The 23,668-nt window shown below is 66.2% G+C and carries 15 protein-coding genes and 1 pseudogene; 3 read left to right on the plus strand and 13 right to left on the minus strand.

Going from position 1 to position 23,668, the window contains the following annotated elements; all coding sequences use genetic code 11:
• Nucleotides 1-225: 225 nt before the first annotated feature.
• From ACQ5BL_RS20195 to ACQ5BL_RS20210, 4 genes are all read right to left on the minus strand, one after another.
• On the minus strand, nucleotides 226-984 hold the full coding sequence (locus ACQ5BL_RS20195; protein WP_243809000.1) for a hypothetical protein: 759 nt from the start codon (nucleotides 982-984) through the stop codon (nucleotides 226-228).
• Between the two features lie 335 nt (nucleotides 985-1,319).
• Entirely contained in the window at nucleotides 1,320-4,352 is a 3,033-nt protein-coding gene (locus tag ACQ5BL_RS20200; RefSeq protein WP_243808999.1) for an ESPR-type extended signal peptide-containing protein, read from the minus strand.
• Between the two features lie 265 nt (nucleotides 4,353-4,617).
• Nucleotides 4,618-6,258 carry a tetratricopeptide repeat protein gene (locus ACQ5BL_RS20205; protein WP_243808998.1) on the minus strand — a complete coding sequence of 547 codons (1,641 nt, stop codon included), beginning with the start codon at nucleotides 6,256-6,258 and terminating at the stop codon, nucleotides 4,618-4,620.
• 22 nt (nucleotides 6,259-6,280) lie between these two features.
• A complete protein-coding gene (locus tag ACQ5BL_RS20210; protein ID WP_243808997.1) occupies nucleotides 6,281-7,168 on the minus strand; it encodes a hypothetical protein in 888 nt (295 codons plus the stop codon).
• Between the two features lie 343 nt (nucleotides 7,169-7,511).
• Between ACQ5BL_RS20210 and ACQ5BL_RS20215 the strand changes: the two genes are divergently transcribed.
• Entirely contained in the window at nucleotides 7,512-8,555 is a 1,044-nt protein-coding gene (locus tag ACQ5BL_RS20215) for a TerC family protein (protein ID WP_243808996.1), read from the plus strand.
• 738 nt (nucleotides 8,556-9,293) lie between these two features.
• On the opposite strand, the gene ACQ5BL_RS20220 is transcribed toward ACQ5BL_RS20215, so the two are convergent.
• The gene (locus tag ACQ5BL_RS20220; RefSeq protein WP_243808994.1) at nucleotides 9,294-10,523 is read right to left on the minus strand and encodes an acyl-CoA dehydrogenase; all 1,230 of its coding nucleotides are present in this window, start codon (nucleotides 10,521-10,523) and stop codon (nucleotides 9,294-9,296) included.
• A gap of 169 nt (nucleotides 10,524-10,692) precedes the next feature.
• On the opposite strand from ACQ5BL_RS20220, the gene ACQ5BL_RS20225 reads away from it, so the two are divergent.
• Complete coding sequence (locus ACQ5BL_RS20225; RefSeq protein WP_243808993.1) at nucleotides 10,693-11,622, plus strand: LysR family transcriptional regulator; 930 nt, start codon at nucleotides 10,693-10,695, stop codon at nucleotides 11,620-11,622.
• Between the two features lie 262 nt (nucleotides 11,623-11,884).
• Here ACQ5BL_RS20225 and ACQ5BL_RS20230 read toward each other — a convergent pair whose 3' ends face one another.
• The 8 genes and pseudogenes from ACQ5BL_RS20230 to ACQ5BL_RS20265 all read right to left on the minus strand — a co-directional run bounded on the left by ACQ5BL_RS20230 (nucleotide 11,885) and on the right by ACQ5BL_RS20265 (nucleotide 22,111).
• Nucleotides 11,885-13,012, minus strand: a complete 1,128-nt coding sequence (locus ACQ5BL_RS20230) for an acyl-CoA dehydrogenase family protein (RefSeq protein WP_243808992.1) — start codon at nucleotides 13,010-13,012, stop codon at nucleotides 11,885-11,887.
• 10 nt (nucleotides 13,013-13,022) lie between these two features.
• Complete coding sequence (locus ACQ5BL_RS20235; protein WP_243808991.1) at nucleotides 13,023-14,207, minus strand: acetyl-CoA C-acyltransferase; 1,185 nt, start codon at nucleotides 14,205-14,207, stop codon at nucleotides 13,023-13,025.
• Nucleotides 14,208-14,223: 16 nt separating this feature from the next.
• A complete protein-coding gene (locus tag ACQ5BL_RS20240; RefSeq protein WP_243808990.1) occupies nucleotides 14,224-14,994 on the minus strand; it encodes a 3-hydroxyacyl-CoA dehydrogenase in 771 nt (256 codons plus the stop codon).
• A gap of 18 nt (nucleotides 14,995-15,012) precedes the next feature.
• Nucleotides 15,013-16,677, minus strand: a complete 1,665-nt coding sequence (locus ACQ5BL_RS20245) for an acyl-CoA synthetase (protein WP_430293225.1) — start codon at nucleotides 16,675-16,677, stop codon at nucleotides 15,013-15,015.
• Between the two features lie 466 nt (nucleotides 16,678-17,143).
• A complete protein-coding gene (locus ACQ5BL_RS20250) occupies nucleotides 17,144-17,899 on the minus strand; it encodes a methyl-accepting chemotaxis protein (protein ID WP_430293266.1) in 756 nt (251 codons plus the stop codon).
• A 102-nt stretch (nucleotides 17,900-18,001) separates the two neighbouring features.
• Nucleotides 18,002-19,291 (minus strand): annotated as a pseudogene (locus tag ACQ5BL_RS20255) (PDC sensor domain-containing protein); the annotation flags it as partial.
• Nucleotides 19,292-19,375: 84 nt separating this feature from the next.
• A complete protein-coding gene (locus ACQ5BL_RS20260) occupies nucleotides 19,376-20,392 on the minus strand; it encodes an AraC family transcriptional regulator (RefSeq protein WP_243808987.1) in 1,017 nt (338 codons plus the stop codon).
• A gap of 39 nt (nucleotides 20,393-20,431) precedes the next feature.
• Entirely contained in the window at nucleotides 20,432-22,111 is a 1,680-nt protein-coding gene (locus ACQ5BL_RS20265; protein WP_430293226.1) for an AMP-binding protein, read from the minus strand.
• Between the two features lie 523 nt (nucleotides 22,112-22,634).
• Here ACQ5BL_RS20265 and pbpG point away from each other — a divergent pair.
• Nucleotides 22,635-23,567 (plus strand): D-alanyl-D-alanine endopeptidase, encoded by a 933-nt coding sequence (gene pbpG / locus ACQ5BL_RS20270; protein ID WP_243808985.1) that lies wholly within the window; start codon nucleotides 22,635-22,637, stop codon nucleotides 23,565-23,567.
• Nucleotides 23,568-23,668 lie beyond the last annotated feature (101 nt).

Raw genomic sequence — 23,668 nt, forward strand, 5'->3', positions numbered from 1 at the left:
CAGCCACGAAATCTGACGCCGAGTCACCGCCGGCTCAGCGGGCCAACCGCTACGGCGAGGGAGTCTTGATGGGGGTGGGTTGCGGGCGAAGAATCCCAGCCGGCACAGGGCGGTATCACGGCCCCAAAAAAGCCCGGCTGGGGGCCGGGCTCGGGGATGGCGCGGCCGGGGCGGCTGCCGCCCCGGCGACGATGAAGCGCTGCATCGATCAGCGGTTTGCCAGAGTCAGTGGCCCCTGCCCTGCAACCCGCCAAGAGCCTGCTCGATCAAGGGGCGCTCGATGGACGCCGAGGCATGGGGGAGCGCCTGCTGGTAGAGCTTCGCCGCTGCTGCGGGGTCCTTCTGGACGTATTGCTGCCAGAGACCGGTGAAATAGCCCGTTTCGGCGAGGCGGTCGCTGAGGGCCGCGTCGTTGCCGCCCATGGCCTGGGCGACATCCTGGGCCTGTTCGACGCTGGCCTTGCCGGCATAGAGGTCGAACAGGCGCTGGTGCAGCAGGTCGTTGCCGCGCAACCCCGCGGCCTGGGTCGCCAGTTGCTTGCGCAGATCGGCCGGCTTGCCCTGCCAGTTGCGAGCGGTGAGGCCCAGCAGCGACAACTGGGCGTAGGCGGCGTCGCGGGCATTGCCGTTACTGGCGATAAGACCGAAGGCCTTGCGTGCCTCGTCATAACGACCGAGGACGACGAGGTTGACCGCCGAGGGGACGGCGCTCTCCCCCGCCAGACTGGTGCCTTGCAGGGCGTCGTACCAGGCGCGGGCGCGCTGGTGCTCGCCGGCACCGTCATCCGCCAGGGCCTGGGTGAAGATGTTGCGCAACTGGTCAGGCTTGAGGTGCGGCGTGTCGTTGGCCTGCGCCACTGACGACAGGTAAAGGAGAAAGACTGCGGCGCCCAGGGCGTAGCCCAACCAGCGGAGCCACTTTCTCGGCTTGTTGGCGGGATACAGGCGGATGGGGTTGGGCTCGTGGAAGAGTGGCTGCTTCATGGTGGTGGTTCTCGATAGGGACGGAATGGCCGCCATGCTAGGTGGAGCGCCGCGAGCAGGTAGTCAGTGTTCTCTTGGTGGTTTGCAGGAATTATCTGAATGCCTGGGACCTGCGTTTGTATGCCAGCGCGGCACCGCGCAGACGCGGAGCCCATGGCAGAAGATGCACCCCGCCTGTGGGGCTGGATGGGCGACCGCGCGGTGTGCAACCACCCTCCCCGGCGGCGGGAATCTTCGCCCAGTGCAGTGGTAGCGACACTTGCGAACCCTTCCGACTGACACAAAAAAACAGGGGCGACTCCTGTCGCCCCTGCCTGTCACTCAGCCCGATATGTTTACCAGTTGTAGCCAACCCCTGCGCCTACCGAGAAGGTGCCCTGGGTGTTGGTGCCGGCACCGAGCTTGGTGGTCCATTTGCCGTCGTCGGAGGTGCGGGATACCCCTACGGCGACGGCGGACTGGCCGTTGAAGTTGCCGACACCGAGGGCGGTGGTGTTGCCGCCGTTGGTGATCGGTTGCGGCAGGTGGGCCATGGCGATGGCTCCGGCGATGCCGGCGCTGAGCTCGTCGTTCATCTGGTTCATGTCGTGCTTGAGGCCGGCGTAGCGCTGGTCGGTATAGCTGTTGGCATCGGCCATGGCCTGGTTCAGCTGGCCGACGTTGGCGGCGTCGGTCGTCCGGGTGCCGGCCGCCACGTGGGTGATCTGGCGTTCGGCACCGGCGCTGCCCACGGCGACGCTGTTGTCGCGCTCGGCCACGGAGTTGGCGCCGATGGCCACGGAGTTCTTGCCCTTGGCCTTGGCGTTGCTGCCCACGGCGGTGCTGTTGGCTGCGCTGGCTTCGGCGCCCGCGCCGCCGGCGACGCTGTCGCTGCCGGTTGCCTTGGGTTTGGGCAGGTTGCTGGTGTTGTTGATCTGGAAGGCGCCCTCGGTGCCGTTCTTCAGGTTGGTGACATCGCCTGCGACCTGGGTGACACGGTTGTCGATGTTGGCGGTGGCTGCGTTGATGGTCTTCACGGTGTTGTCGGTGTAGGCCTTGGACTGTGCCACGGCGCCGTCGAGCTGGCGCAGGTTGACGGCATCGGTGGCCTGCCTGGCATCGGCGACATTGCTGAGGGTGCGGGTTTCTCCGGTGGCGGCATTGCCCACGGAGACGGTGCCCGCGGTGGCGTTGGCGGCGCCGGAGTACTGGCCGGTGTAGGTCTCTGCGCCACGGCCGTTGTCGCTGGCACCCTGGCCCAGGGCGATGCTGCCGTTGGCGCTGGCCACGGCGTCATCGCCCAGGGCGACGGCGCCGGCACCGCTGGCCTGTGCGTTGGGGCCCACGGCGACGGAATCGGTGCCGGCGGCTACCGAGTCGGCCTTGGTGGAGTTGCTGTGGAAGTACTTCATGCCGCCACCGTTGACGATGTTGTTGACGTTGCCTTCCAGGGTGGTCACGCGGCCGTCGATGAGGTTGACCTGGGCATTGGTTTCGTTGAGTTGGGCCATGTTGACGGCATCGCTGTCCGCTTCGCCGCGCGCCAGGTTGGTGATGGTGGTGCCGCCCGTTCTGCTGGTGCTGTCGTAGGTGGTGCCGCCCAGGGTGATGCGGTCATGGTTGGCGCTGTCGTACATCACGGCGTCGGCGACCGCGCCGGAAGCGGCATCGGCGGTCATGGCCTTGAGCTGGGCGACGTTGACTGCGTCGCTGTCTTCGGCGCCGGCGGCCAGGCCGGTCAGGCGGCGATTGCCGATGTTGACTTCGCCCTGGGCGGTACCACCGACGGCGTACGCCTGATTGCCCAGGGTGCTGCCATCGGCAATGGAGCCGGCCCCCAGCGCAACGCTGCCGGTATGACTGGCGACGGCGCCGCTACCCATTGCGATTGCATCTTCGCTTACTGTCCGAGAGCCCATGCCCAGGGCAACGGCGCCATTAGCCGATGTGTTGGCGCCCAGGCCGATGGCGACACTGTACTGCCCCTTGGATGTGGCGCCAGAGCCGATGGCTACCGAGTTGACCGACATGGCCGAGGCATGGCCGCCAATGGCCAGCGCCGCTTGCTCATCCGCCAGCGCGCCGAACCCCAGCGCAGTGCCGTTGATCTGTGTAGCCGTGGCATTGCTACCCATGGCCAGGGCGTTCCAATTGGTGGCCGAAGCACCGACGCCGGCGGCCAGCGCGTTGGTACCCGTGGCGCCATCGTTGTTGAAGTTGCCACCCTGCATGCCATTGTCGTTGACACTGAAGTAATGGGTCTTGGCAGCGTCCAGCTTTGCGTTCAACTGACTGACGTTCACCGCGTCGGTGTCGTTCACGCCAGCGGCGACGTTGCCGATGGTGGTGCCGTTGTCACCCGCCAGGGTGACGTGATCGTGATTGACGGTGCCATCCGGGTTGACGTCGTACTTCACCGCCCCCTCGTTCAGGACCTCGACGGCCTGATTGGTCGCGGCCAGCTGCGAACCGTTCACCGCATCGGTGCTGGTTGCGCTCAGGCGGCCGGCGGCGACGTTGGTGAGGGTGCGTTCGCTACCCACGCTACCCACGGAAACGGTGCTGGTTGGGGTGGTACCGGCGAAGCTGTAGTTGGTACCGGCGATGTTGATACCAGCAGTGCCTACGGCGGCATCGGTCACCGAGCCTGCACCCAGCGCCACGGCGCCTGCATTGTTGGAGACGGCCCCAACGCCCAGCGCGGTAGAAGAACCGCCGGTAGCCAATGCGTAGCCACCGACAGCGATGTTGTAACCTTCAGGGTCGCCCAGGATGTCTCCGCTGCCGGGCGCACCGGCCACAGCGGCAACGCCGATGGCGATATCCGCATAGCGATTGGTCGTCGTGGCATAACCCAATGCTGTCGAGTCGCGTCCATTCGCCAGAGCAGCCGTACCAATGGCACTCGAACCCATCTGATTCGCTGCGGCAAAGGTTCCCACGGCAGTGGACGACTCGACCGCCGAGGCATGGTCACCGACTGCTATACCGTCTGAAGCCACATCCCCGGAAACGGAATAACTGGTCGCACCGTTGCCGATGGCGATACCCGAAGTGGTCTGGCCATTGATGGCAGTATTACCCGCCCCAATCGAACCGGCGCTATAGGTGTATGCACCTTTTGTCGAGGTGTCGGTGCCAATGGCAATGGAGTTTTCGGCAGGGGCCACGTTGGTGATGGTAGTGCCGGTGTCGGCGGCCCATGCCTTGTCTTCCAGCACATCGATCGACAGCAGGCCAAGCAGCAGCGAGCTGGCCACACCCAAACGGCTGATGCCGCGGGCGGCACGACGACTCTTCGAACCCTTGCCGTGGCTGACAACCAGTTCCGACACTACGACCCAGGCGTTCTGGACGGCGCTCCAGATCACTCGATATGCCTTGTTCATCTGTCATCTCCCTCCGGGCCAACCCGGAATCTGCTTTCCTGGAACAGGCGAATCGGCTAGTTCGTTCGCCTGAATCTGATGAGCAGATCGTATGAATTGGCTGACACGGAGAGAGTCAGAGGAGCCTGATGCCGGTGTAGTAGAACTCCTCAGATGCGTGGCTCGTTGGGTGCACTGAAACGCGGGCGCGGCCATTGTCGGCCGTTGCCAGGGCCGTGGGCCCGGTTATCGAGCCGGGCGGTCGACACCGACCGCCCGCTGCCTTTCACACAGGCCGTTTGGCCTTGGCCCTGGCCTGGTTGGCGAGGTGTTGGCGGAGCCGCGCCATGACCGGACTCCAATCGCCAAGCTGGCCTTGGCGGAGGATGCGGATCGAGTCGTACCAGGGCGTGCGTTGCGTGTCGCTACGCCAGAGGAAGGAGCCGACCTTGTCCAGCAGCAGCAAGGTCGGTGCGCCCACCGCGCCCGCCAGATGGGCGGTGGAGGTGCAGGTGCTGACCACGGCATCGACCGCTTTGAGTAGCTCGGCGGTGTCGGCGAAGCTGGACAGCTCCGCGCTCTGGTCGACGATGGGCAGGCCCTGGGCGGCGAGTTCGCTCACGACATGTGCCACATCCGGATTTACCGAATGGAACAGCACGCCCTCCTGGCCCAGCAATTCCAGCAGTTCGGGCAGGCCCAGCGAGCGGACGTCGTTACGTACCTGCTCGGGGTTGCCGGTCCAGGCGAGCGCGATGTGCAGCCGTGGGTCGCGCTTGAGGCGGCGCCGCCACTTGCTGGCGCCCTGGGCGGGAGCCTTCAGGTAGGACGCGCCGGAGACATCCGCTTCGGTGATGCCGAAGGCACCACAGGCGCTCATCAACGGCAGGTGGTAGTCGGTCGGCCGCAGCTGGTCGATGTCCATTTCGACGTCGTCGGGGATGAGCGGTCGGAACAGCTCCGCCAGGGGGCCGAAACAGCCGAACACGAGCTTGCCGCCCTGCTCTCGTACGATCTGCGCGAAACGGGGCAGGAAGCGGATGAGCAGAATGGCATCGCCATAGCCCTGCTCCAGCCAGATGCCCAGGGTCTTGCCGGCCAACGGCTCTGCGCGCCAGTACGGCACTCCGACGTGGTGCTCGCGGGTTTCCAGTTGCGCCCCCAGCTGGGGGATGGCGGCGAAGCGTGCATCCATGTTGGCCCAGCCGGTTTCCCATTGCCCCAGGCGCAGCTCCAGTTCAGCCATGGGCAGCCCCAGGCGCCCGTCGGCGGGCCTGCGGGAAAGGTATTCGCGGGCGGTCGCCAGGGCTTCGTCGAACTGGCAACCGTCAACCAACGCCAGGACCAGATTGCTCGGTGCGTGATAATGATCGGGCTCGTATTGCAGGGCCTGGCGCGCAGCTTCCACGGCCGCTTCGGGCTGGTACTGCCGGCGCAAAGCGATGCTCAGGTTGGAGTAGGCGTCGGCGCAGGCCGGCTGCCATTCGAGCATCTGCCGGCAGATGCGCTCGGCGTCCTTCCAACGTTTGGCGCCGAGGTACGCGGCCGACAGGCAGACGGCGAACTCCACCCTGGATTCCGGCGACAGTTCCCAGGCTCGCTCCAGCGCCGGGTGGGCGGCGGCGGAATCCGGGTTGCCCACCAGCAGGTTGCGGCCCAGGTGATACCAGCTACGCCATTGCTCGGGGAAACGCTCGGTTGCGCGGCGCGCCAGGGTCAGCGCAAGGGGCTGGAGAAAGACGTCGCCGTCCAGTTGTTCCAGCACTCCCAAGGCGTCACCGACGGGTAATGCATCGAAAGCTTCCAGCGCCTGGGCAAACAGGCGCCACGGTTCCTGACAATTCACTGAATGCGCATGCAGCTCATAGGCACGCTGTACGGCGGCGGCAAGGCTGAGCAGCGCCGGGTTGTTGAGTGCTTGGGTCATGATGGAACTCCTCCTTGTCCGTTTACTTCTTCGCTGCGCTCAGGAGCGTTGCAACTTCCGGCGGGAAGTACGCGGCCTGCAGGCGGTAGTCCTGGCCGAGCAATTGTCCCTTGCCATACCAGACCACCCCATTCTGGGTCAGCACCAGGCCGTCACCGGTGGAGTAGTCGAAGCGGACGCCGATGTTGCTGCTGAAGTCCAGGCGGCCATCGTCGAGGCGGATCAGCTGATAGCCGGTATTGGCCGGAGGCATCTTCGCGGGGACGCGGGCGATATAGGCGGGCGCCAGGCGGCCGAACAGCTCGCGGGCGCGTTCGCGGTACTCGGCCACGCTCAGCCCCGGCGTACGCTGCAGGTTTTCGGCGATGAGGGCGAAGATGTCGGCATTCGCCCGGGCCTGGGCGACCTTGATGGGCAGCAGACCGGCCAGTGCCTTGTCGTCCAGCTGCAACTGCGAAGGCGCCTTCTCGGCGGACTTGTCGCCGGCAGCAGGAACGGCCTTGAGGAAGGCCTTGGCATTGACCGCCATCAGCACATCGGTCGCCTGGTAGGCCGCGCAGGCGGTGGCCTGGGCGGTGCGGTCACCGTTGACCAGCAGCGCGGTCGCATCCTGGCTTTGCCGGGGAAGGCGGGTGCTGTCGATGCCCATCTTGGCGAGTTGGTCGTTGACCTGTTCCTGGGTCAGTTCGCCACGGGCCATGCCGCAGATCTGCGGCATGAACTGTTCGGTACGCTTGCCCTGGAAGGTGGGAGCCAGCGACATCGCCGCGTCTTCGATAATGGGCAGCGCGGGCACGCTGACCCAGTTCAACGGGATGGGCGCCTTGGCCTGCGATTGCTGGGCGGGAAATTCGCAGCCCGCCAGGCTGGCGCCGATGAGCAGTGCGGCCAGGAGTGGTTTCAGTTTCATGATTGCACCTCAGGAATGGCTTCGTGGGAACGCCGGGCGGGAGCCCGGGACATTCGGTGGCGCCATGCTATGTTTCCGATGCTCGGGACACGCTCATCGAACCCTGAGAGGCGTGTAGGAATAATCCCAACCACGTTCCATCCTGCAGCCAGCCCCCAGACCGGCCTGAACCAGACTTCCACCCGGCAGTGACGCCTCATCGGCGTAGGAACTTGTTACGTTCCTACGCTTGCCTGCATCGGGCGCTCTGCTATTTTTCCGCGAGTGACGCCGGGCCCCTCTGACGGTTGCCAACCGCCATGTCGGAGTCACTTTTCGACAACGACACCAAGGGAGGGGCCACATGACAGCTCTGCACGCCTTTTTGACCGAACCATTCCTCGGAACCGCCACCTGGTTCTGGCTGGCCTTCCTGGCCATCGTGATTCTCCTGCTCGTACTTGACCTGGGCGTTCTGCAACGCGATCACCATGAGATCGGCGTGCGCGAAAGCCTGATGCTCTCCGCCGGCTACTTCGCCTGCGGTCTGGCCTTCGGCGGCTGGGTCTGGTTCGAGTTCGGCGCCACCCGCGCGGTGGAGTACTACACCGGTTTCCTCGTCGAACAGTCGCTGTCCATGGACAACGTGTTCGTCATGGCGATGATCTTCGGCTTCTTCGGCATCCCCCGCCGCTACCAGCACCAGGTGCTGTTCTGGGGCATCCTCGGCGCCATCGTCATGCGCGCGCTGATGATCGGCCTGGGCGCCGCGCTGGTGAAGGAGTTCGAGTGGATCATGTACGTGTTTGGCGCCTTCCTGCTGTTCAGCGGCGTGAAGATGCTGTTCAGCAAGCATGACGACGAGCCGGACCTGGCGAACAACCCGGTGCTGAGATTTCTGCGCAAGCACATCCGCATGACCGATACCATCCACGAGCACCACTTCTTCGTGAAGATGCCGGATGCCTCGGGCAAGCTGGTGCGTTTCGCCACCCCGCTGTTCCTGGCGCTGGTGCTGATCGAGCTGGCGGACCTGGTGTTCGCCGTGGACAGCGTGCCGGCGATCTTCGCCATCACCCAGGACCCGTTCATCGTCTACACCTCGAACATCTTCGCCATCCTCGGCCTGCGCGCCCTGTACTTCTCGCTGGCGGCGATGATCCACCGCTTCGTGTACCTGAAGTACGCCCTGGCCCTGGTTCTGGTGTTCATCGGCACGAAGATTTTCCTCCACGGTTTCATCGGCAAGGTTCCCGCCGCCCTGTCGCTTGGCGTAACCTTCGGCCTGCTCGCCGGTGGCATCCTGCTATCGTTGATCAAGACCCGTAACGCCAGCCAGGAGCCGCTGGAAATCGTGAGCCAGGAGAGTGTGCATGCAAGCACTGGAGGTGAGGATCGAAGCCGTTGAGTTCTGCGGCCGGGCCTACTGGCAGGTCCGCCTCGGTCGTCGTGCACTGCGCTTCCCTCACGAGGCCGCTGCGCGGGCCTTTGCCGCCCAGTTGCATACGCGACGGGAGTGGTGGCTGGAGCAGGCCAGGGCCGACACGTCGGAGCCCTCAGAGCCGTAACCTCGCTTGTAGGAGAGATTTGTCCTTGATGCTTCAGTGCAAGGGCTGTCGCAGGCATGGCCAGCTCCTACAACAGCCTGTGAACCCAGCGCTCCCCTGTAGGAGCGGGCCATGCCCGCGATTGCGCCCAGAGGGCGCCGCTGAATAAGAAAAAGGCCCGCATCAGCTCCGTAGGCCGCATAACCCGGAACGGGTTATCCGCCGATGGCATCGATGGCGGATAACGCCGTAGGCGTGATGCGCCCTACCCTCTGCTTCAGCGCAAGGGCTGTCGCAGGCATGGCCAGCTCCTACAACAGCCTGTGAACCCAGCGTTCCCCTGTAGGAGCGGGCCATGCCCGCGATTGCGCCCAGAGGGCGCCGCTGAATAAGAAAAAGGCCCGCATCAGCTCCGTAGGGCGCATAACCCGGAACGGGTTATCCGCCGATGGCATCGATGGCGGATAACGCCGTAGGCGTTATGCGCCCTACCCTCTGGCCTGTTGCACATCGCGGACGGAGTCCGCTCCTACGCACAGCATGGCTCCCCGCCAATGAAAAAGGCCCGCATCAGCGGGCCTTTTTTATTGAGCTTGCGATCAGCGACCGCTGCGCAGCATTTCCTTGGGCACGTACTTGCCGATCTCGAACTTGCCGATGGCCGCGCGGTGCACCTCGTCCGGGCCGTCGGCCAGGCGCAGGGTGCGCTGCATGGCATAGAAGTACGCCAGCGGCGTGTCGTTGGAGACACCGGCGCCGCCGTGCATCTGGATGGCGCGGTCGATCACCTGCAGGGCGACGTTGGGCGCCACCACCTTGATCTGAGCGATCTCGCTCTGGGCGATCTTGTTGCCGACGGTGTCCATCATGTACGCGGCATTGAGGGTCAGCAGGCGGGCCTGGTTGATCTCGATGCGCGAGTTGGCGATGTGGTCGACGTTGCCGCCCAGGCGCGCCAGCGGCTTGCCGAAGGCGGTGCGGCTGACGGCGCGCTTGCACATCAGTTCCAGTGCGCGCTCGGCCATGCCGATGGAGCGCATGCAGTGGTGGATACGGCCCGGGCCGAGGCGACCCTGGGCGATCTCGAAGCCACGGCCTTCGCCGAGCAGCACGTTCTCATAGGGCACGCGCACGTTTTCGAACAGCACTTCGGCATGGCCGTGCGGGGCGTCGTCGTAGCCGAACACCGGCAGCGGGCGGAGGATCTTCACGCCGGGGGCGTCGGTGGGCACCAGGATCATCGAGTGCTGCTGGTGGCGCGGCGCGTCGGGGTTGGTCAGGCCCATGAAGATCATGATCTTGCAGCGCGGGTCGCAGGCGCCGGAGGTCCACCACTTGCGGCCGTTGATCACCCACTCGTCACCGTCGCGCACCGCGTTGGCCTGCATGTTGGTGGCGTCGGACGAGGCCACGCCTGGCTCGGTCATGGCGAAGGCGGAGCGGATCTCGCCGCGCAGCAGCGGTTCCAGCCAGGTGCGCTTGTGCTCCTCGGTGCCGTAGCGCACCAGCACTTCCATGTTGCCGGTGTCCGGCGCGGAACAGTTGAACGGCTCGGAGCCGATCAGCGAGCGGCCCATGATTTCGGCCAGCGGCGCGTATTCCATGTTGGTCAGGCCGGCGCCCAGTTCGGACTCGGGCAGGAACAGGTTCCACAGGCCCTCGGCCTTGGCGCGGGCCTTGAGCTCTTCCATGATCGCGGTGGGCTGCCAGCGGTCGCCCTGGGCCACTTGCTCGTCGAACACCTTCTCGGCGGGATAGACGTAGGCTTCCATGAACGCGGTGACGCGCTCACGCAGATCCTGAACCTTGGCGGAATAAGCGAAATCCATGGGGGCTACCTTCTGGCGGCGGGTTGTTTGTCGTGGTGATGATGCTAGAACAGCAACGAGGATTTACCCAGCCTATTATCCGAATCAATGAACATTCATAACCCGTATGGACCTGGGCGCCGGTTCGGGTATGATCGAGCGCAGAACAACTAAAAAGCGGAGCCCTGGAATGAACCTCAGCAAGGTCGATCTGAACCTGTTCATTGTCTTCGATGCGATCTACACCGAAGCCAACCTGACGCGCGCCGGACAGATCGTCGGCATTACCCAGCCCGCCGTCTCCAACGCCCTCGCCCGCCTGCGCGAGACCTTCAACGACCCGCTGTTCGTGCGTACCGCACAGGGCATGGTGCCTACGCCCATGGCGCAGAACATCATCGGGCCGGTGCGCAATGCGCTGCAGCTGTTGCGCATCTCGGTGCAGGAAAGCCGCACCTTCACGCCTACACAGGCGAACAAGACCTACCGCATCAGCATGACCGACCTCACCGAGGCCGTGATCCTGCCGCCGCTGTTCCAGCGCCTGCGCCGCCAGGCGCCGAACGTGCACATCGAGAGCTTCCTCTCCAAGCGCCGCGAGACCACCAAGGAACTGGCCGCCGGCCGCCTGGACTTCGCCGTGGACGCGCCGCTGAACACCGACCCGCAGGTGCGCCACGTCAAGCTGATGGAGGACCGCTACGTCTGCGCCATGCGCCAGGGCCACCCGCTGGCCAAGGACAAGCTGACGCTGGAGGAATACCTGTCGGTGGCGCACATCCAGATTTCCAGCCGTCGCAGCGGCCTGGGCTATGTGGATCTGTCGCTGGGCAAGATGGGCCTGCAGCGCAAGATTGCCCTGCGCTCGCAGCACTACCTGATGGCCTCCACCGTGGTGCAACAGACCGACATGGTGGTGACCGTGCCCGAGCGTTTCGCCCGTCACCACGGATTGCATTTCGTCAACCTGCCGGTGAACGACGTGCCCAGGCTGGAAACCCACCTGTACTGGCACGAAAGCACCGACCAGGACCCGGCCAACCGCTGGATGCGCGAGCAGATCATCGAGCTGTGCCAGCAGGTGACGGCACGGGAGCGTGAGGCGGCGGAGCGGGCGTGATGTTTCAGGCGATGCCCGTTGATGGGTATCGCTTCGCTCCACGCCATCCTACGGTTGCCATCACCGGATGCGCGTGCCGGGCCAACCTTGTAGGAGCGAGCTTGCTCGCGAACCGCCCAGCGGTGAGCTTTCCGGCGAGCATTGTTCGCGAGCAAGCTCGCTCCTACGAAAAGCGATCCGCGCTGCCTGATAAGCCACCGGCAGCCCCCGCCCCGCCGAAGTGCCTGTCCAACGGACAGGCCGGGGTCTGCCGGCGAACCCTTCAAAGACTCCGCGCAATCACCAGCCGCTGCACGTCGCTGGTGCCTTCGTAGATCTGGCACACGCGCACGTCGCGGTAGAAACGCTCCACCGGGTAATCCTGCAGATAGCCATAGCCACCGAGGGTCTGGATCGCCGCGGAGCACACGCGCTCGGCCATTTCCGAGGCGAACAGCTTGGCCATGGAAGCTTCGGTCAGGCACGGCAGGCCGGCTTCGCGCAGGCTGGCGGCGTGGTGGACCATCTGCCGGGCCACGGCGATCTCGGTAGCCATGTCGCTCAGACGGAAAGCCACGGCCTGGTGCTGGATGATCGGCTTGCCGAAAGTCTCGCGCTCGTGGGCGTAGTCGCGGGCATATTCGAACGCCGCGCGAGCCATGCCCACCGCCTGGGAGGCGATGCCGATGCGCCCGCCTTCCAGGTTCGCCAGGGCGATGGCGTAACCCTGCCCTTCCTCGCCCAGCCGGTAGCTGGCCGGGATGCGCACGTCGTCGAAGGCGATCTGGCAGGTATCGGAAGCATGCTGGCCGAGCTTGTCCTCGACGCGCACCACGCGGTAGCCGGGGGTATCGGTGGGCACGATGAAGGCGCTGATGCCCTTCTTGCCCGCTGCCGCATCGGTCACCGCGAAGACGATGACCAGGCCGGCGTGTTTGCCGGAGGTGATGAACTGCTTGCTGCCGTTCAGCACGTAATGGTCGCCGTCGCGGCGGGCGCGGGTCTTGAGGAAGCTGGCGTCGGAACCGGCTTGCGGTTCGGTCAGGGCGAAGGCGCCGATCATCTCGCCACGGGCCAGGGGCATCAGGAACTGGCGCTTCTGCTCGTCGTTGCCGAACTTGGCAATGGGCATGCAGCCCACCGAGTTGTGCACGCTCATGATGGTGGAGCAGGCGCCGTCGCCGGCGGCGATTTCCTCCAGCGCCATGGCGTAGGCCAGGTGGCCGGTCTGCGCGCCGCCCCACTCCTCCGCCACCAGCATGCCGAGGAAGCCGAGGTCGGCCATTTCCTTCAGCGCTTCGGCCGGGAAGCGGTGCTCGCGGTCCCACTCGGCGGCGAAGGGTTTCAGCCGCTCCTGGGCGAACTGGCGGGCAACGTCGCGAATCTGGATGTCTTCTTCACTGGGAATCATCGCTTGCTCCTTAGGCCAGACGCTCGACCGCGATGGCCGTGGCTTCGCCGCCGCCGATGCACACCGCCGCCACGCCGCGCTTGAGGTCGTACTGCTTCAGCGCCGACAGCAGGGTCACGATGATCCGCGCGCCGGAGGCGCCGATCGGGTGGCCCAGGGCGCAGGCGCCGCCGTGGACGTTGATCTTGTCGTGGGGGATGTCCAGCTCGCGCATGGCGGCCATGGCGACCACGGCGAAGGCTTCGTTGACTTCGAACAGGTCGACATCGTGCATCGCCCAGCCGGTGCGGCGCAGCAAGCGGTTCACCGCGCCCACCGGGGCGGTCGGGAACAGGTTCGGCGCATCGGCGAAGGATGCATGGCCACGGATGGCCGCCAGCGGGGTCAGGCCGCGCTTCTCGGCCTCGGACAGGCGCATCAGCACCAGCGCGGCGGCACCATCGGAGATGGAACTGGAGTTGGCCGCGGTCACGGTGCCGCCGTCGCGGAACGCCGGCTTCAGGGTCGGGATCTTGTCCAGCCGGGCCTTCGGCGGCTGCTCGTCCTCGCTGATGACGCGCAGTTCCTTGCCGGCCTTGACCGTCACCGGGACGATCTCGTCGGCGAAGCGGCCTTCGCTCATGGCCTTCTGCGCGCGGGTCAGCGAGGCGATGGCGTAGTCGTCCTGCTGCTCGCGGGTGAAGCCGTGCTTCTCGGCGCAGTCCTCGGCGAAGGTGCCCATCAGGCGGCCCTTGTCGTAGGCGTCTTCAAGGCCGTCGAGGAACATGTGGTCGAGTACCTTGCCGTGGCCCATGCGGTAGCCGCTGCGGGCGCGCTCCAGCAGGTACGGGGCGTTGGACATGCTCTCCATGCCGCCGGCCAGGGCCACGCGGGCGCTGCCGGCGAGCAGTGCGTCGTGGACCATCATCGCGGCCTTCATGCCCGAGCCGCACATCTTGTTCACCGTGGAGCACGGCGTGCCGCGCGCAAGGCCCGCACCCAGCACCGCCTGGCGGGCCGGGGCCTGGCCTTGCCCTGCGGCAAGCACGCAGCCGAGCACGGCTTCGTCCACCTCTTCCGCGCCAAGTCGGGCACGTTCGACGGCGGCGCGAACGGCGGCCGCGCCGAGGGTGGCGGCGTTGGTGTCCTTGAAGTCGCCGAGGAAGCCGCCCATGGGGGTGCGGACGGCGCTGACGATAACGATGGGATCGTTCATGACTCTCTCCTCCTGCTTACTTCGCGGCCATGCGGATGGCGCCGTCGAGGCGGATAACCTCGCCGTTGAGCATGCTGTTCTCGATGATGTGGCGGGCCAGTGCGGCGTATTCGTCCGGGCGCCCGAGACGCGGCGGGAACGGCACGCTGGCGCCGAGGGAGTCGCGGACTTCCTGGGGCATGCCGGCCATCATCGGGGTTTCGAAGATGCCGGGGGCGATGGTCATCACGCGGATGCCCGAGCGCGCCAGTTCGCGGGCAATCGGCAGGGTCATGCCGACCACGGCGCTCTTGGAGGCAGAGTACGCGGCCTGGCCGATCTGCCCGTCGAAGGCCGCCACCGAGGCGGTGTTGATGATGATGCCGCGCTCGCCGCCGGCGTCCGGCTCGTTTCGCGCCATAGCTTCGGCGGCCAGGCGCAGCATGTTGAAGGTGCCGATCAGGTTGATGTTGATGGTGCGGGTGAAGCTTTCCAGGGCGTGCACGCCGTTGCGGCCGATGACTTTCTCGGCGGGCGCGACGCCCGCGCAGTTGGCCAGGCCGTGCAGCGCGCCGAAGGCGTCCAGCGCGGTCTGTACGGCGGCTTTGGCGTCCGCCTCGCTGCACACGTCGGTACGCACGAAGCGCGCATTGGCCTCGCCCAGCTCGGCGACCTGCGCGGCGCCGGCTTCGGCATTGATGTCCGCCAGCACCACCTTGGCGCCGGCGTCCACCAGGGCCTTGGCCGTGGCCGCGCCGAGGCCGGAGCCGCCGCCGGTGATCAGGAATACCTTGTTCTGGATCTGCATGAAGTCTCTCCGCTGTACTTAGTGAGCCGCCGCTTTCTCGGCTGCTTCGCGTTGCTTGGCGATCTCCTGGTTGCGCAGGAGGAAACGCTGGATCTTGCCGCTGGGGGTCTTGGGCAGTTCCTCGACGAACTCCACTTCCCGCGGGTAGCTGTGCGCCGACAGACGCTTGCGCACGTACTGTTGTAGTTCCTCGGCCAGCTCCGTGCTCGGCCGGTAGGACGAACAGAGCACCACGAAGGCTTTGACCAGCTCGGTGCGCTCCGGGTCGGGCTTGCCGATCACCGCCGCCTCGATCACCGCCGGGTGCTCGATCAGCGCGCTTTCCACGTCGAACGGGCCGACGCGATAGCCGGAGGTGGTGATCAGGTCGTCGGAGCGGCCGACGAAGCTGATGCTGCCGTCCGCGTTCAGCTCCACGGTGTCGCCGCTCAGGTAGTAGTCGCCGACGAAGGCCTTGGTCTCCATGCCCTGGTAGCCGGCGAACCACATCAGCGGCGACTGGCGGCGGTCCATGGCGAGGATGCCGGGCTGGCCGACGGGCAGCTCATTGCCCAGCTCATCCAGCACCACCACGCGGTGGCCGGGGATGGAGTAGCCGGCGGCGCCCATGTGCACCGGGTGTTCCAGCGCGTGATGGTTGGCCAGGACCATGCCCAGCTCGGTCTGCCCGTAGTGGTCGTGGATGGTCACGCCCAGCTCGCTGGCGAACCAGCGGATCACTTCCGGGGTGAGCGCCTCGCCGGCACTGCTCACGGCGCGCAGACGGCCCTTGAGCGGTTTGGACACAGCCTCGCCGGCAGCGATCAGCAGGCGGTACGCGGTGGGCGAGCCGGCCAGGTTGGTGATGCCGTACTTGCGCACGATGCGGCAGGTGCTCTCCACCGTGAATGCGCCTTCGTAGAAAGTGATCGGATGCCCCATGGCCAGCGGACCGGTTACGCCGTAATAGAGCCCATAGGCCCAGCCCGGATCGGCGAGGTTCCAGAACGAATCCTCCTCGCGCAGCCCCACCGCGTCGCGCATGTAGCCGACGAAGGCGACGATGGCCTTCAGCGGCACGGCCAGCGGCTTGGCCAGCCCGGTGGTGCCGGAGGTGAACATCAGCAGGAAGGTGTCTTCGCCGCTGCGCAGGACCGGTTCGAAGTCCGGCGAGTGGCGCTCCAGTTCGGCCCAGAAGCTGTAGTCGCCATGGCGGATGCCCTGCCCCTTCTGGCCACTGACGGTCACTAGCGTGGGTGCGTCGGGCACTTCGTCGAGCTTGGCGCGGTTGGCGCCGTCGGTGACCACCACCTTGCTGCCGGCCAGCTTGACCCGGTGCTCGATGGCTTTGGGGCCGAAGGCGGTGAACAGCGGCTGGTAGACCGCGCCCAGGCGCCAGGTGCCGAGCACGGTGATCAGCAGTTCCGGGGTGCGCGGCAGCATGCCGGAAACGACGTCGCCGGGGCGCACGCCGAGGCCGTGCAGGAAGCTGGCGAAACGGCCGGAAAGTTCCTTGAGCTGGGTGAAGGTGTAGGAGGCGCTGTCGCCATCCTTGCCCTCCCAGAACAGCGCGACACGGCCGGGGATGGCATGGCGGTCGCAGCATTCGACGCAGGCGTTGAGCGCGTCGAGGGTGCCGGCCAGGGTGGCGTCGGCGGTGGCGCGGTAGTCGAACTCGGCCGTGGCGGCGGTATGGGAACGCATCGCAGGACTCCTGGGTTGTTCTTGTGTGGAGTCCCCTGATGTTCCCGCCGCAGAGCGGAGCGGGCAATGTCGAAAGCCGCCAATCTGGATGAGCGGATTGGACAGCTCGGGTACGGCGTGATGGTGGGGATTGCGTAGGAGCGGACTTCGTCCGCGATAGGGATGGTGCCGTGCGGTTCGCGAGCAAGGACTGGGCGTCCCCCTCGGTCTTACGAAGAACGCGCGATGTAAACCTGTAGGAGCGAGCTTGCTCGCGAACTTGATCTGACGCCGGCCTTGCCGGCGGATCGCGGGCATGGCCCGCTCCTACAAGGTCCGGTCTCGTGTGGCGTTCACCTGTAGGAGCGGACTCCGTCCGCGATCCGGCCGCCAGGCCGCCAGGCCGCCAGGCCGGCTAACCATGGTCCCGGCTGCGCCGGGATTTCGCGGAGAAGCTCCGCTCCTACGAGAGCGTTGTGCGCCGGCGTCAGACGCGGAACTGATCCATTAACCCCTGCTGGTGATTCGCCAGCTTGTTCAGCGACTGGCTCACCTGAGCCGACTCCTGCGCCTGACTGGACAGCGACTCGGTCACGTCGCGGATGCCGGCGACGTTGCGGTTGATCTCCTCGGCCACCGCGCTCTGCTCCTCGGCGGCGCTGGCGATCTGCAGGTTCATGTCGGTGATCACGCTGACCGCGTCACCGATGCGCTTGAGCGCGGCCACGGCCTGCTCGACCTGGCTGACGCTATCCTGCGCCTGGCGATGGCTGTTGTTCATCGCGCCGACCACATCGCGGGTGTCGTTCTGCAGGTCCTCGATCACCTGGCGGATCTCCTCCACCGAATCCTGGGTACGCCGGGCCAGGTTGCGCACCTCGTCGGCAACCACCGCAAAGCCGCGCCCGGCCTCGCCGGCACGCGCCGCTTCGATGGCCGCGTTGAGCGCCAGCAGGTTGGTCTGCTCGGCGATGCCGCGGATCACTTCCAGCACCGAGCCGATCTGCTCGCTGCTCGCCGCCAGCCCCTCGACCTGGCTCATGGCGCTGCTCATGTCGCTGGCCAGTTCGTCGATCAGGCGGGTGGTGTTATCGATCACGTTGAGACCGTCACGGGTCGCGCCGTCGGCACCCCGGGCGGCTTCGGCGGCCATGGCCGCGCTGTTGGCAACGTCGTGGGCGGTGGCGCTCATCTCTTGCGAGGCGGTGGCGACCTGGTCGACTTCGCGGAACTGCTGCTGCATGCCGGCGCTGGTCTGGCTGGCGATTTCCGAGGACTGGTCGGCGGTGGCACGGGCGTCCTGCACCGAGGATTTCACGTCGCGGATGATCGGCTGCAGCTTGTCGAGGAAGCGGTTGAACCAGCCGGCCAGCTCGCCCAGTTCGTCCTTGCCCGAGTAATCCAGGCGCCGGGTCAGGTCACCCTCGCCGCTGGCGATGTTGCGCAGCATGGCGGCGACACCCAGGATCGGCCGGGTCACGCCGCGGGCGGTGAGCCACACCAGCAGCAGGCCGACCACGGCGGCGATCAGGCCGATGAGGCTCTGCCACAGCGCGCCGCTGGAGCTGCGTTCATCCAGCTGCTTCTGCAATTGCAGCGCGGGTGCGAGAAGGACGTCCTGGGGCACGTCCAGCACGACGGCCCAGGGTTTACTCGCTTCCGGGATCGGCAGCAGCGGCTCGACCACGCGCAGTTGGCCGTCCTTCTCCAGCACTTGCGGGTGGCCGGCGGTCTGCACCGCGAGCAGTTCGCTCGCCTGGCCGGGGAAGGCCTTTTCCAGCGGATTGCCAAGCAGCGCTTCGTCGCGGCTATAGCCCGCCAGCAGGCCCGCCGGGCTGACGATGCTGACGCTGCCGGCACCGTCATAGAGCTGGCGGTTGCCATCGGTGCTGAGCTGCTGCAGGCGGCTGAGGCTGATGTCGATGCCGACCACGGCAATGACCTTGCCCTGGTCGATCAACGGGAAGGTCACGGTGGTCATCAGCACCTTGGCGCCCGACGCGCTGTCGAAATAGGGGTTCAGCACGCAGGCCTTGCGGGTCTGCAGCGGGCACTGCTGCCAGGTGTTGAACGGGCTGCCGTCGAGCATCGGCGTGGTGTCAGCGATCATGTCCTCGGTCACCGCCAGCCCCGTCATCTCGCCGGAGGCCTTCTGCGCCCAGTAGGCGCCGAAGCGGCCCTTCTCGTTGCTGCCGGCATCGGGCTGGTCGTGGAACTGCGCGTCCTGGCCGTCCAGCGCGTCGGGTTCGAAGACCACATAGAGGCTGAGCAGGTTGGGGTTGCTCTTCAGACCGTCGCGTACCAGTTGGTTGAGATCCTTGCGCACGCTGGCGGCGTCCACGCCGTGCTTGGTCGACTGTTCGCGCAGCTGGCTGACCTGACGGGAGAACTGGTTGCCGAAGTGGTACACGTCGGTGAAGAAGCGCTGGATGATCTCCGCCTGCTGCTCGCTGCGCGCCTGCATCCGCGCCTTGGCCGCGTCCTTGAGCATGTCGGCATTGGCCGCCTTGATCAATTGCGCATCGTGGTTCATCCGCAGCAGCGAAAGGCCGACCAGCAGGCTGACGATGCAGAGCAGGCACAGGCCGGTCAGCAGCGTGATTTTCCACTGGATCGAAAGGCGGGACAGGGGCATGGCGTGGCGTCCTTGAGCAAGGTTCGGTTCTGTGAAGAGTTAGCGGCGCGAAGCGTGCTTTCTTGAGCCGAAAGCCCCGGAATTTCAGGGCTCCTGGCGCATCAGCGCGCGGTATTGCCCCGGCGTGGAGCCGGTCCACTTGCGAAAGGCCTTGTAGAAGGCACTGGTGTCGGCGAAGCCCAGTTCCTCGGCCAGGTCGGCGAAGTTGCCGTCGCCGCTGTCCAGCCGGGCGATGGCCAGATCGCGGCGCAACTGGTCCTTGAGCGCCTGGTAGGACTGCCCCTCCGCCGCCAGTTTGCGGCGCAGGGTCGAGGGCGCCATGTAGAAGTGCCCGGCCAGCGCATCCAGGTCCGGCCAGCGCTCGAACTTCAGGCTGCGCAGATAGGCCTTGGTGCGCGCCGCCAGGCTCTGCGGGTCGCGGTAGCGCACCAGGATGTTGGCCGGCGCGCCATTGAGGAAACGCCGCAGCTCGCGCTCGTCACGGCGCACCGGCAGGTCCAGTGCCTCGGCGTTGAACAGCAGGCGCGACTGGCGGCGGGCGAAGAGCAGGTTCTCGCTGAACATCACCCGGTAATCCGCGATGAAGTCCGGCTGCGGGCAGCGCAGTTCGGCGGCGAGGATCGGGATGCGCCGGCCCACCAGCCAGCAGGCCAGGCCGTGCAGCATCAGCCACAGGGTGAAGTAGCAGAAGGCGCGCGGCGCCGGGCCCTCGGGCTCGTCGAGGACGATGGCGGCGAGGCCGTCCTGGCGAGTCAGCCGTGGCGTGAAGTCATCGAAGATCAGGCCCATGAAACGCAGCGCGGCATTCAGCGCCGCTTCCAGGGTCGGCTCGCGGATCGCCGCGGCGGCCATGAAGTTGAAGCTGCCCGATTTCATCCGCCGGGCATTCATACCGAAGAACTCGTCATCCATCGCACGCGCCAGGCGCCGCCAGAGCCGCGCGTAGGCCTGGCTGGAGACCCGCGCATAGGGCTTGCCGAACAGCTCGGCGGGAATGCCGGCGGCGACCAGCAGCGGACCCTCGCCCCCTCCGGAACGACGAAACTCGGCCAGCGCCTCGGCCACCAGGCGGATGGAGATGGTGCCCTTCTCTACGCCCATGCCGCCTCGCGGTCATGGGCGTGAGGGCGAGTCAATCGATCAGCCACGCTTGCTGCGCACCTCTTCGATGCTGATCTCGCGCATGCGGAACTTCTGGATCTTGCCGGTCACCGTCATCGGGAACTCGTCGCAGAAGCGGAAGTGGCGCGGCACCTTGAAGTGGGCGATGGCGGCCTTGCAGAAGGCGCGCAGCTCGTCTTCCTCGACACTGTGACCGGGGTGGAACTTGACCCAGGCGACCAGCTCCTCGCCGTATTTCTCGTCGGGGATGCCGATCACCTGGGCGTCGGCCACGGCGTGGTGGGTGTAGAGGAATTCCTCGATCTCGCGCGGGTAAATGTTCTCGCCGCCGCGAATGATCATGTCCTTGCTGCGGCCGACGATGCGCACGTTGCCCGCCTCGTCCATTTCCGCCAGGTCGCCGGTGAGCATCCAGCGCGCCGGGCTGATGGCTTCGGCAGTCGCCTGCGGGTTGTTCCAGTAGCCGAGCATCACGCTGTAGCCGCGGGTGCACAGTTCGCCGATGGTGCCGCGCGGGACGATGCGGCCGTCGGCGTCGATAATCTTGCTTTCCAGGTGCGGCTGGGTGCGGCCAACAGTGGTGACGCGGGTTTCCAGGTCGTCTTCCGGGCCGGTCTGCAGGGATACCGGGCTGGTCTCGGTCATGCCGTAGGCAATCTGCACCTCGGCCATGTGCATCTCGTCGATGACCCGGCGCATCACTTCGATCGGGCAGGTGGCGCCGGCCATGATCCCGGTGCGCAGGCTGGAGAGGTCGAAGTCGCGGCGGGTCGGGTGATCCAGTTCGGCGATGAACATGGTGGGCACGCCGTACAGCGCCGTGGCCTTCTCTTCCGCCACCGCCGCCAGGGTCGCCTCGGGCTCGAAGCTGGGCGCGGGGTAGATCATGGTGGAGCCATGGGTCAGGCAGCCGAGGTTGCCCATCACCATGCCGAAGCAGTGGTACAGCGGCACCGGGATCACCAGGCGGTCGTGCTCGGTGAGGCCGAGGCTGTCGCCGACCATCAGGCCGTTGTTGAGGATGTTGTAGTGGCTGAGCGTGGCGCCCTTGGGGAAGCCGGTGGTGCCGGAGGTGTACTGGATGTTGATCGGCTCGTCGAACTGCAGCAGCGCCTGGCGCTCGGCGAGCTCGGCGGCGGAAATCGCGGCGCCCAGCGGCGCCAGCTGGCTCCAGCGCAGGAAGCCGGCAGGGGCCTGGTCGGACAGGCTGATCACCCCGCGCAGCTCCGGCAGGCGCTCGCTGGAGAGCTCGCCCGGACGGCCCTGCCCCAGCTCCGGCAACAGGCCGGCGAGCATGCCGTGGTAGTCGGAGGTCTTGAACGCATCGGCGCACACCAGCCAGCGGCAGCCGGACTGCTTGAGCGCGTACTCCAGTTCGTTGCTGCGGTAGGCCGGGTTGATGTTGACCAGTACGGCGCCGACCTTGGCGCTGGCGAACTGGGTCACGCACCACTGCGCGCAGTTGGGCGCCCAGATGCCCAGGCGGTCGCCGGGGCGCAGGCCCAGGGCGAGGAAGGCGCGGGCAATGCCATCGACCACCTCGGCCAGTTCGGCCCAGGTGTAGCGCAGGCTCTGGTGGCGGACGACCAGGGCCTCGCGCTGCGGGAATCGCTCGACCGTGGCGTCGAAGGCAGCGCCGACGGTCATGGCCAGCAGGGGCTTGTCCTGGCGGCCGCGGGTGTAACTCAGGTGGTTCATGGCTTTCCCTTGTTGTGCTTGTTCTGGGATCAACGCCGAACGTTCGACTGCGGCAGCGACGTCGGCGTCTGTGGCCGGGCTTGCGTGCAGGCCGCCGGCCGGTCCGACTGACCGGTCGCGGGCTGCGGATCATGTTTACGTTAACGTAAAGGTAAACGCAACCCCGGAACATCGTCATCGATGCCGTACAGCCAATCCGTACATGGGAGGATAGCCAGTCACAAAACGTGCCATCAGATGGAAAGCCCATAGCTGGCGAGGGTTTGACACGTTTTTCAACTACCGGGGCCTATCCTTGGCCGGTTGCATTTCGCAACAGCTGGAACCTTGCCCGCCCCTGCGCTGGCACTGCACCACCCGCGTACCTGACCGATTGTCGAATCCGCTGTCTCAAGCCGTCGCAAAGTGATACAGCAGCTTCCTCACGCCGCCAGGTGCGCTGGACCGGGGCATGAATTAAAATCCCGCGAAATTACCTACAGGGATGTAGAGAATTTCCCACTCACGCCTGCGAATCACATTCATGACTAGTCGCCGTTCGATACTGAGCCTGCTTCTTGCCTGCGCCGCTGTTGTCTGTACATCGAACTCTCTCGCCGCCTCGCCCGCCAAGGCGACACAGCCCAATCAACTGGTCCTGGCCTCCGGCAGCGCGCTGGTGGTCGACCTGCAGACCGACAAGGTCATCTATTCCAGCAACCCCAACCTGGTCGTGCCCATCGCCTCGGTGACCAAGCTGATGACCGCCATGGTGACGCTGGACGCCAAGCTGCCGATGAACGAGATGGTCACCGTCGACATCTCCGAGACCGCAGAAATGAAGGGCGTGTTCTCCCGCGTGCACCTGGGCAGCCAGATCAGCCGCGAGAAGATGCTGCTGCTGGCCCTGATGTCCTCCGAGAACCGCGCCGCCGCCAGCCTTGCGCACAGCTATCCGGGCGGCTCCAAGGCCTTCGTCGCGGCGATGAACGCCAAGGCCAGGTCCCTGGGCATGAACCATACCCACTATGTGGAACCCACCGGCCTGTCGATCCACAACACCTCCAACGCCGAGGACCTGATCCGCCTGGCCAAGGCCGCCTACACCTACCCGCAGATTCGCCAGATGAGCACCACCGCGACCAGCGACGCGCGCTTCAGCAAGCCCGGCTACTCGCTGAGCTTCTTCAACACGAACCCGCTGGTGCGCGGCGGCAAGTGGGACATCCGCCTGACCAAGACCGGCTTCACCAATGACGCCGGCCACTGCCTGGTGATGGTCACCGTGATGAACGGCCGCCCGGTCGCGCTGGCGCTGCTGGACGCCTTCGGCAAGCACACCCATGTGGCCGACGCCGGCCGCATCCGCCGCTGGGTGGAAACCGGCAAGGCTTCGCCGGTGCCCGCCGTCGCCCTGCAGTACAAGGCCCAGCGCAGCCAGGCTCGCGCGGCCAGCGTCACCGCTACCGCCGAGTAAGCCCTTCGACTGGCGGAGTCCGCTCCGCCAGTCGCCCTCTCCTGCCTCCCCTCTCCTTCCGCTTCTCGCTCTGTCGCTTCAGCCCTGCTGGATGGCGCTTC

Origin of the sequence: Pseudomonas sp. B1-22 (assembly GCF_050474425.1) — a bacterium.
Lineage (GTDB): Bacteria > Pseudomonadota > Gammaproteobacteria > Pseudomonadales > Pseudomonadaceae > Pseudomonas.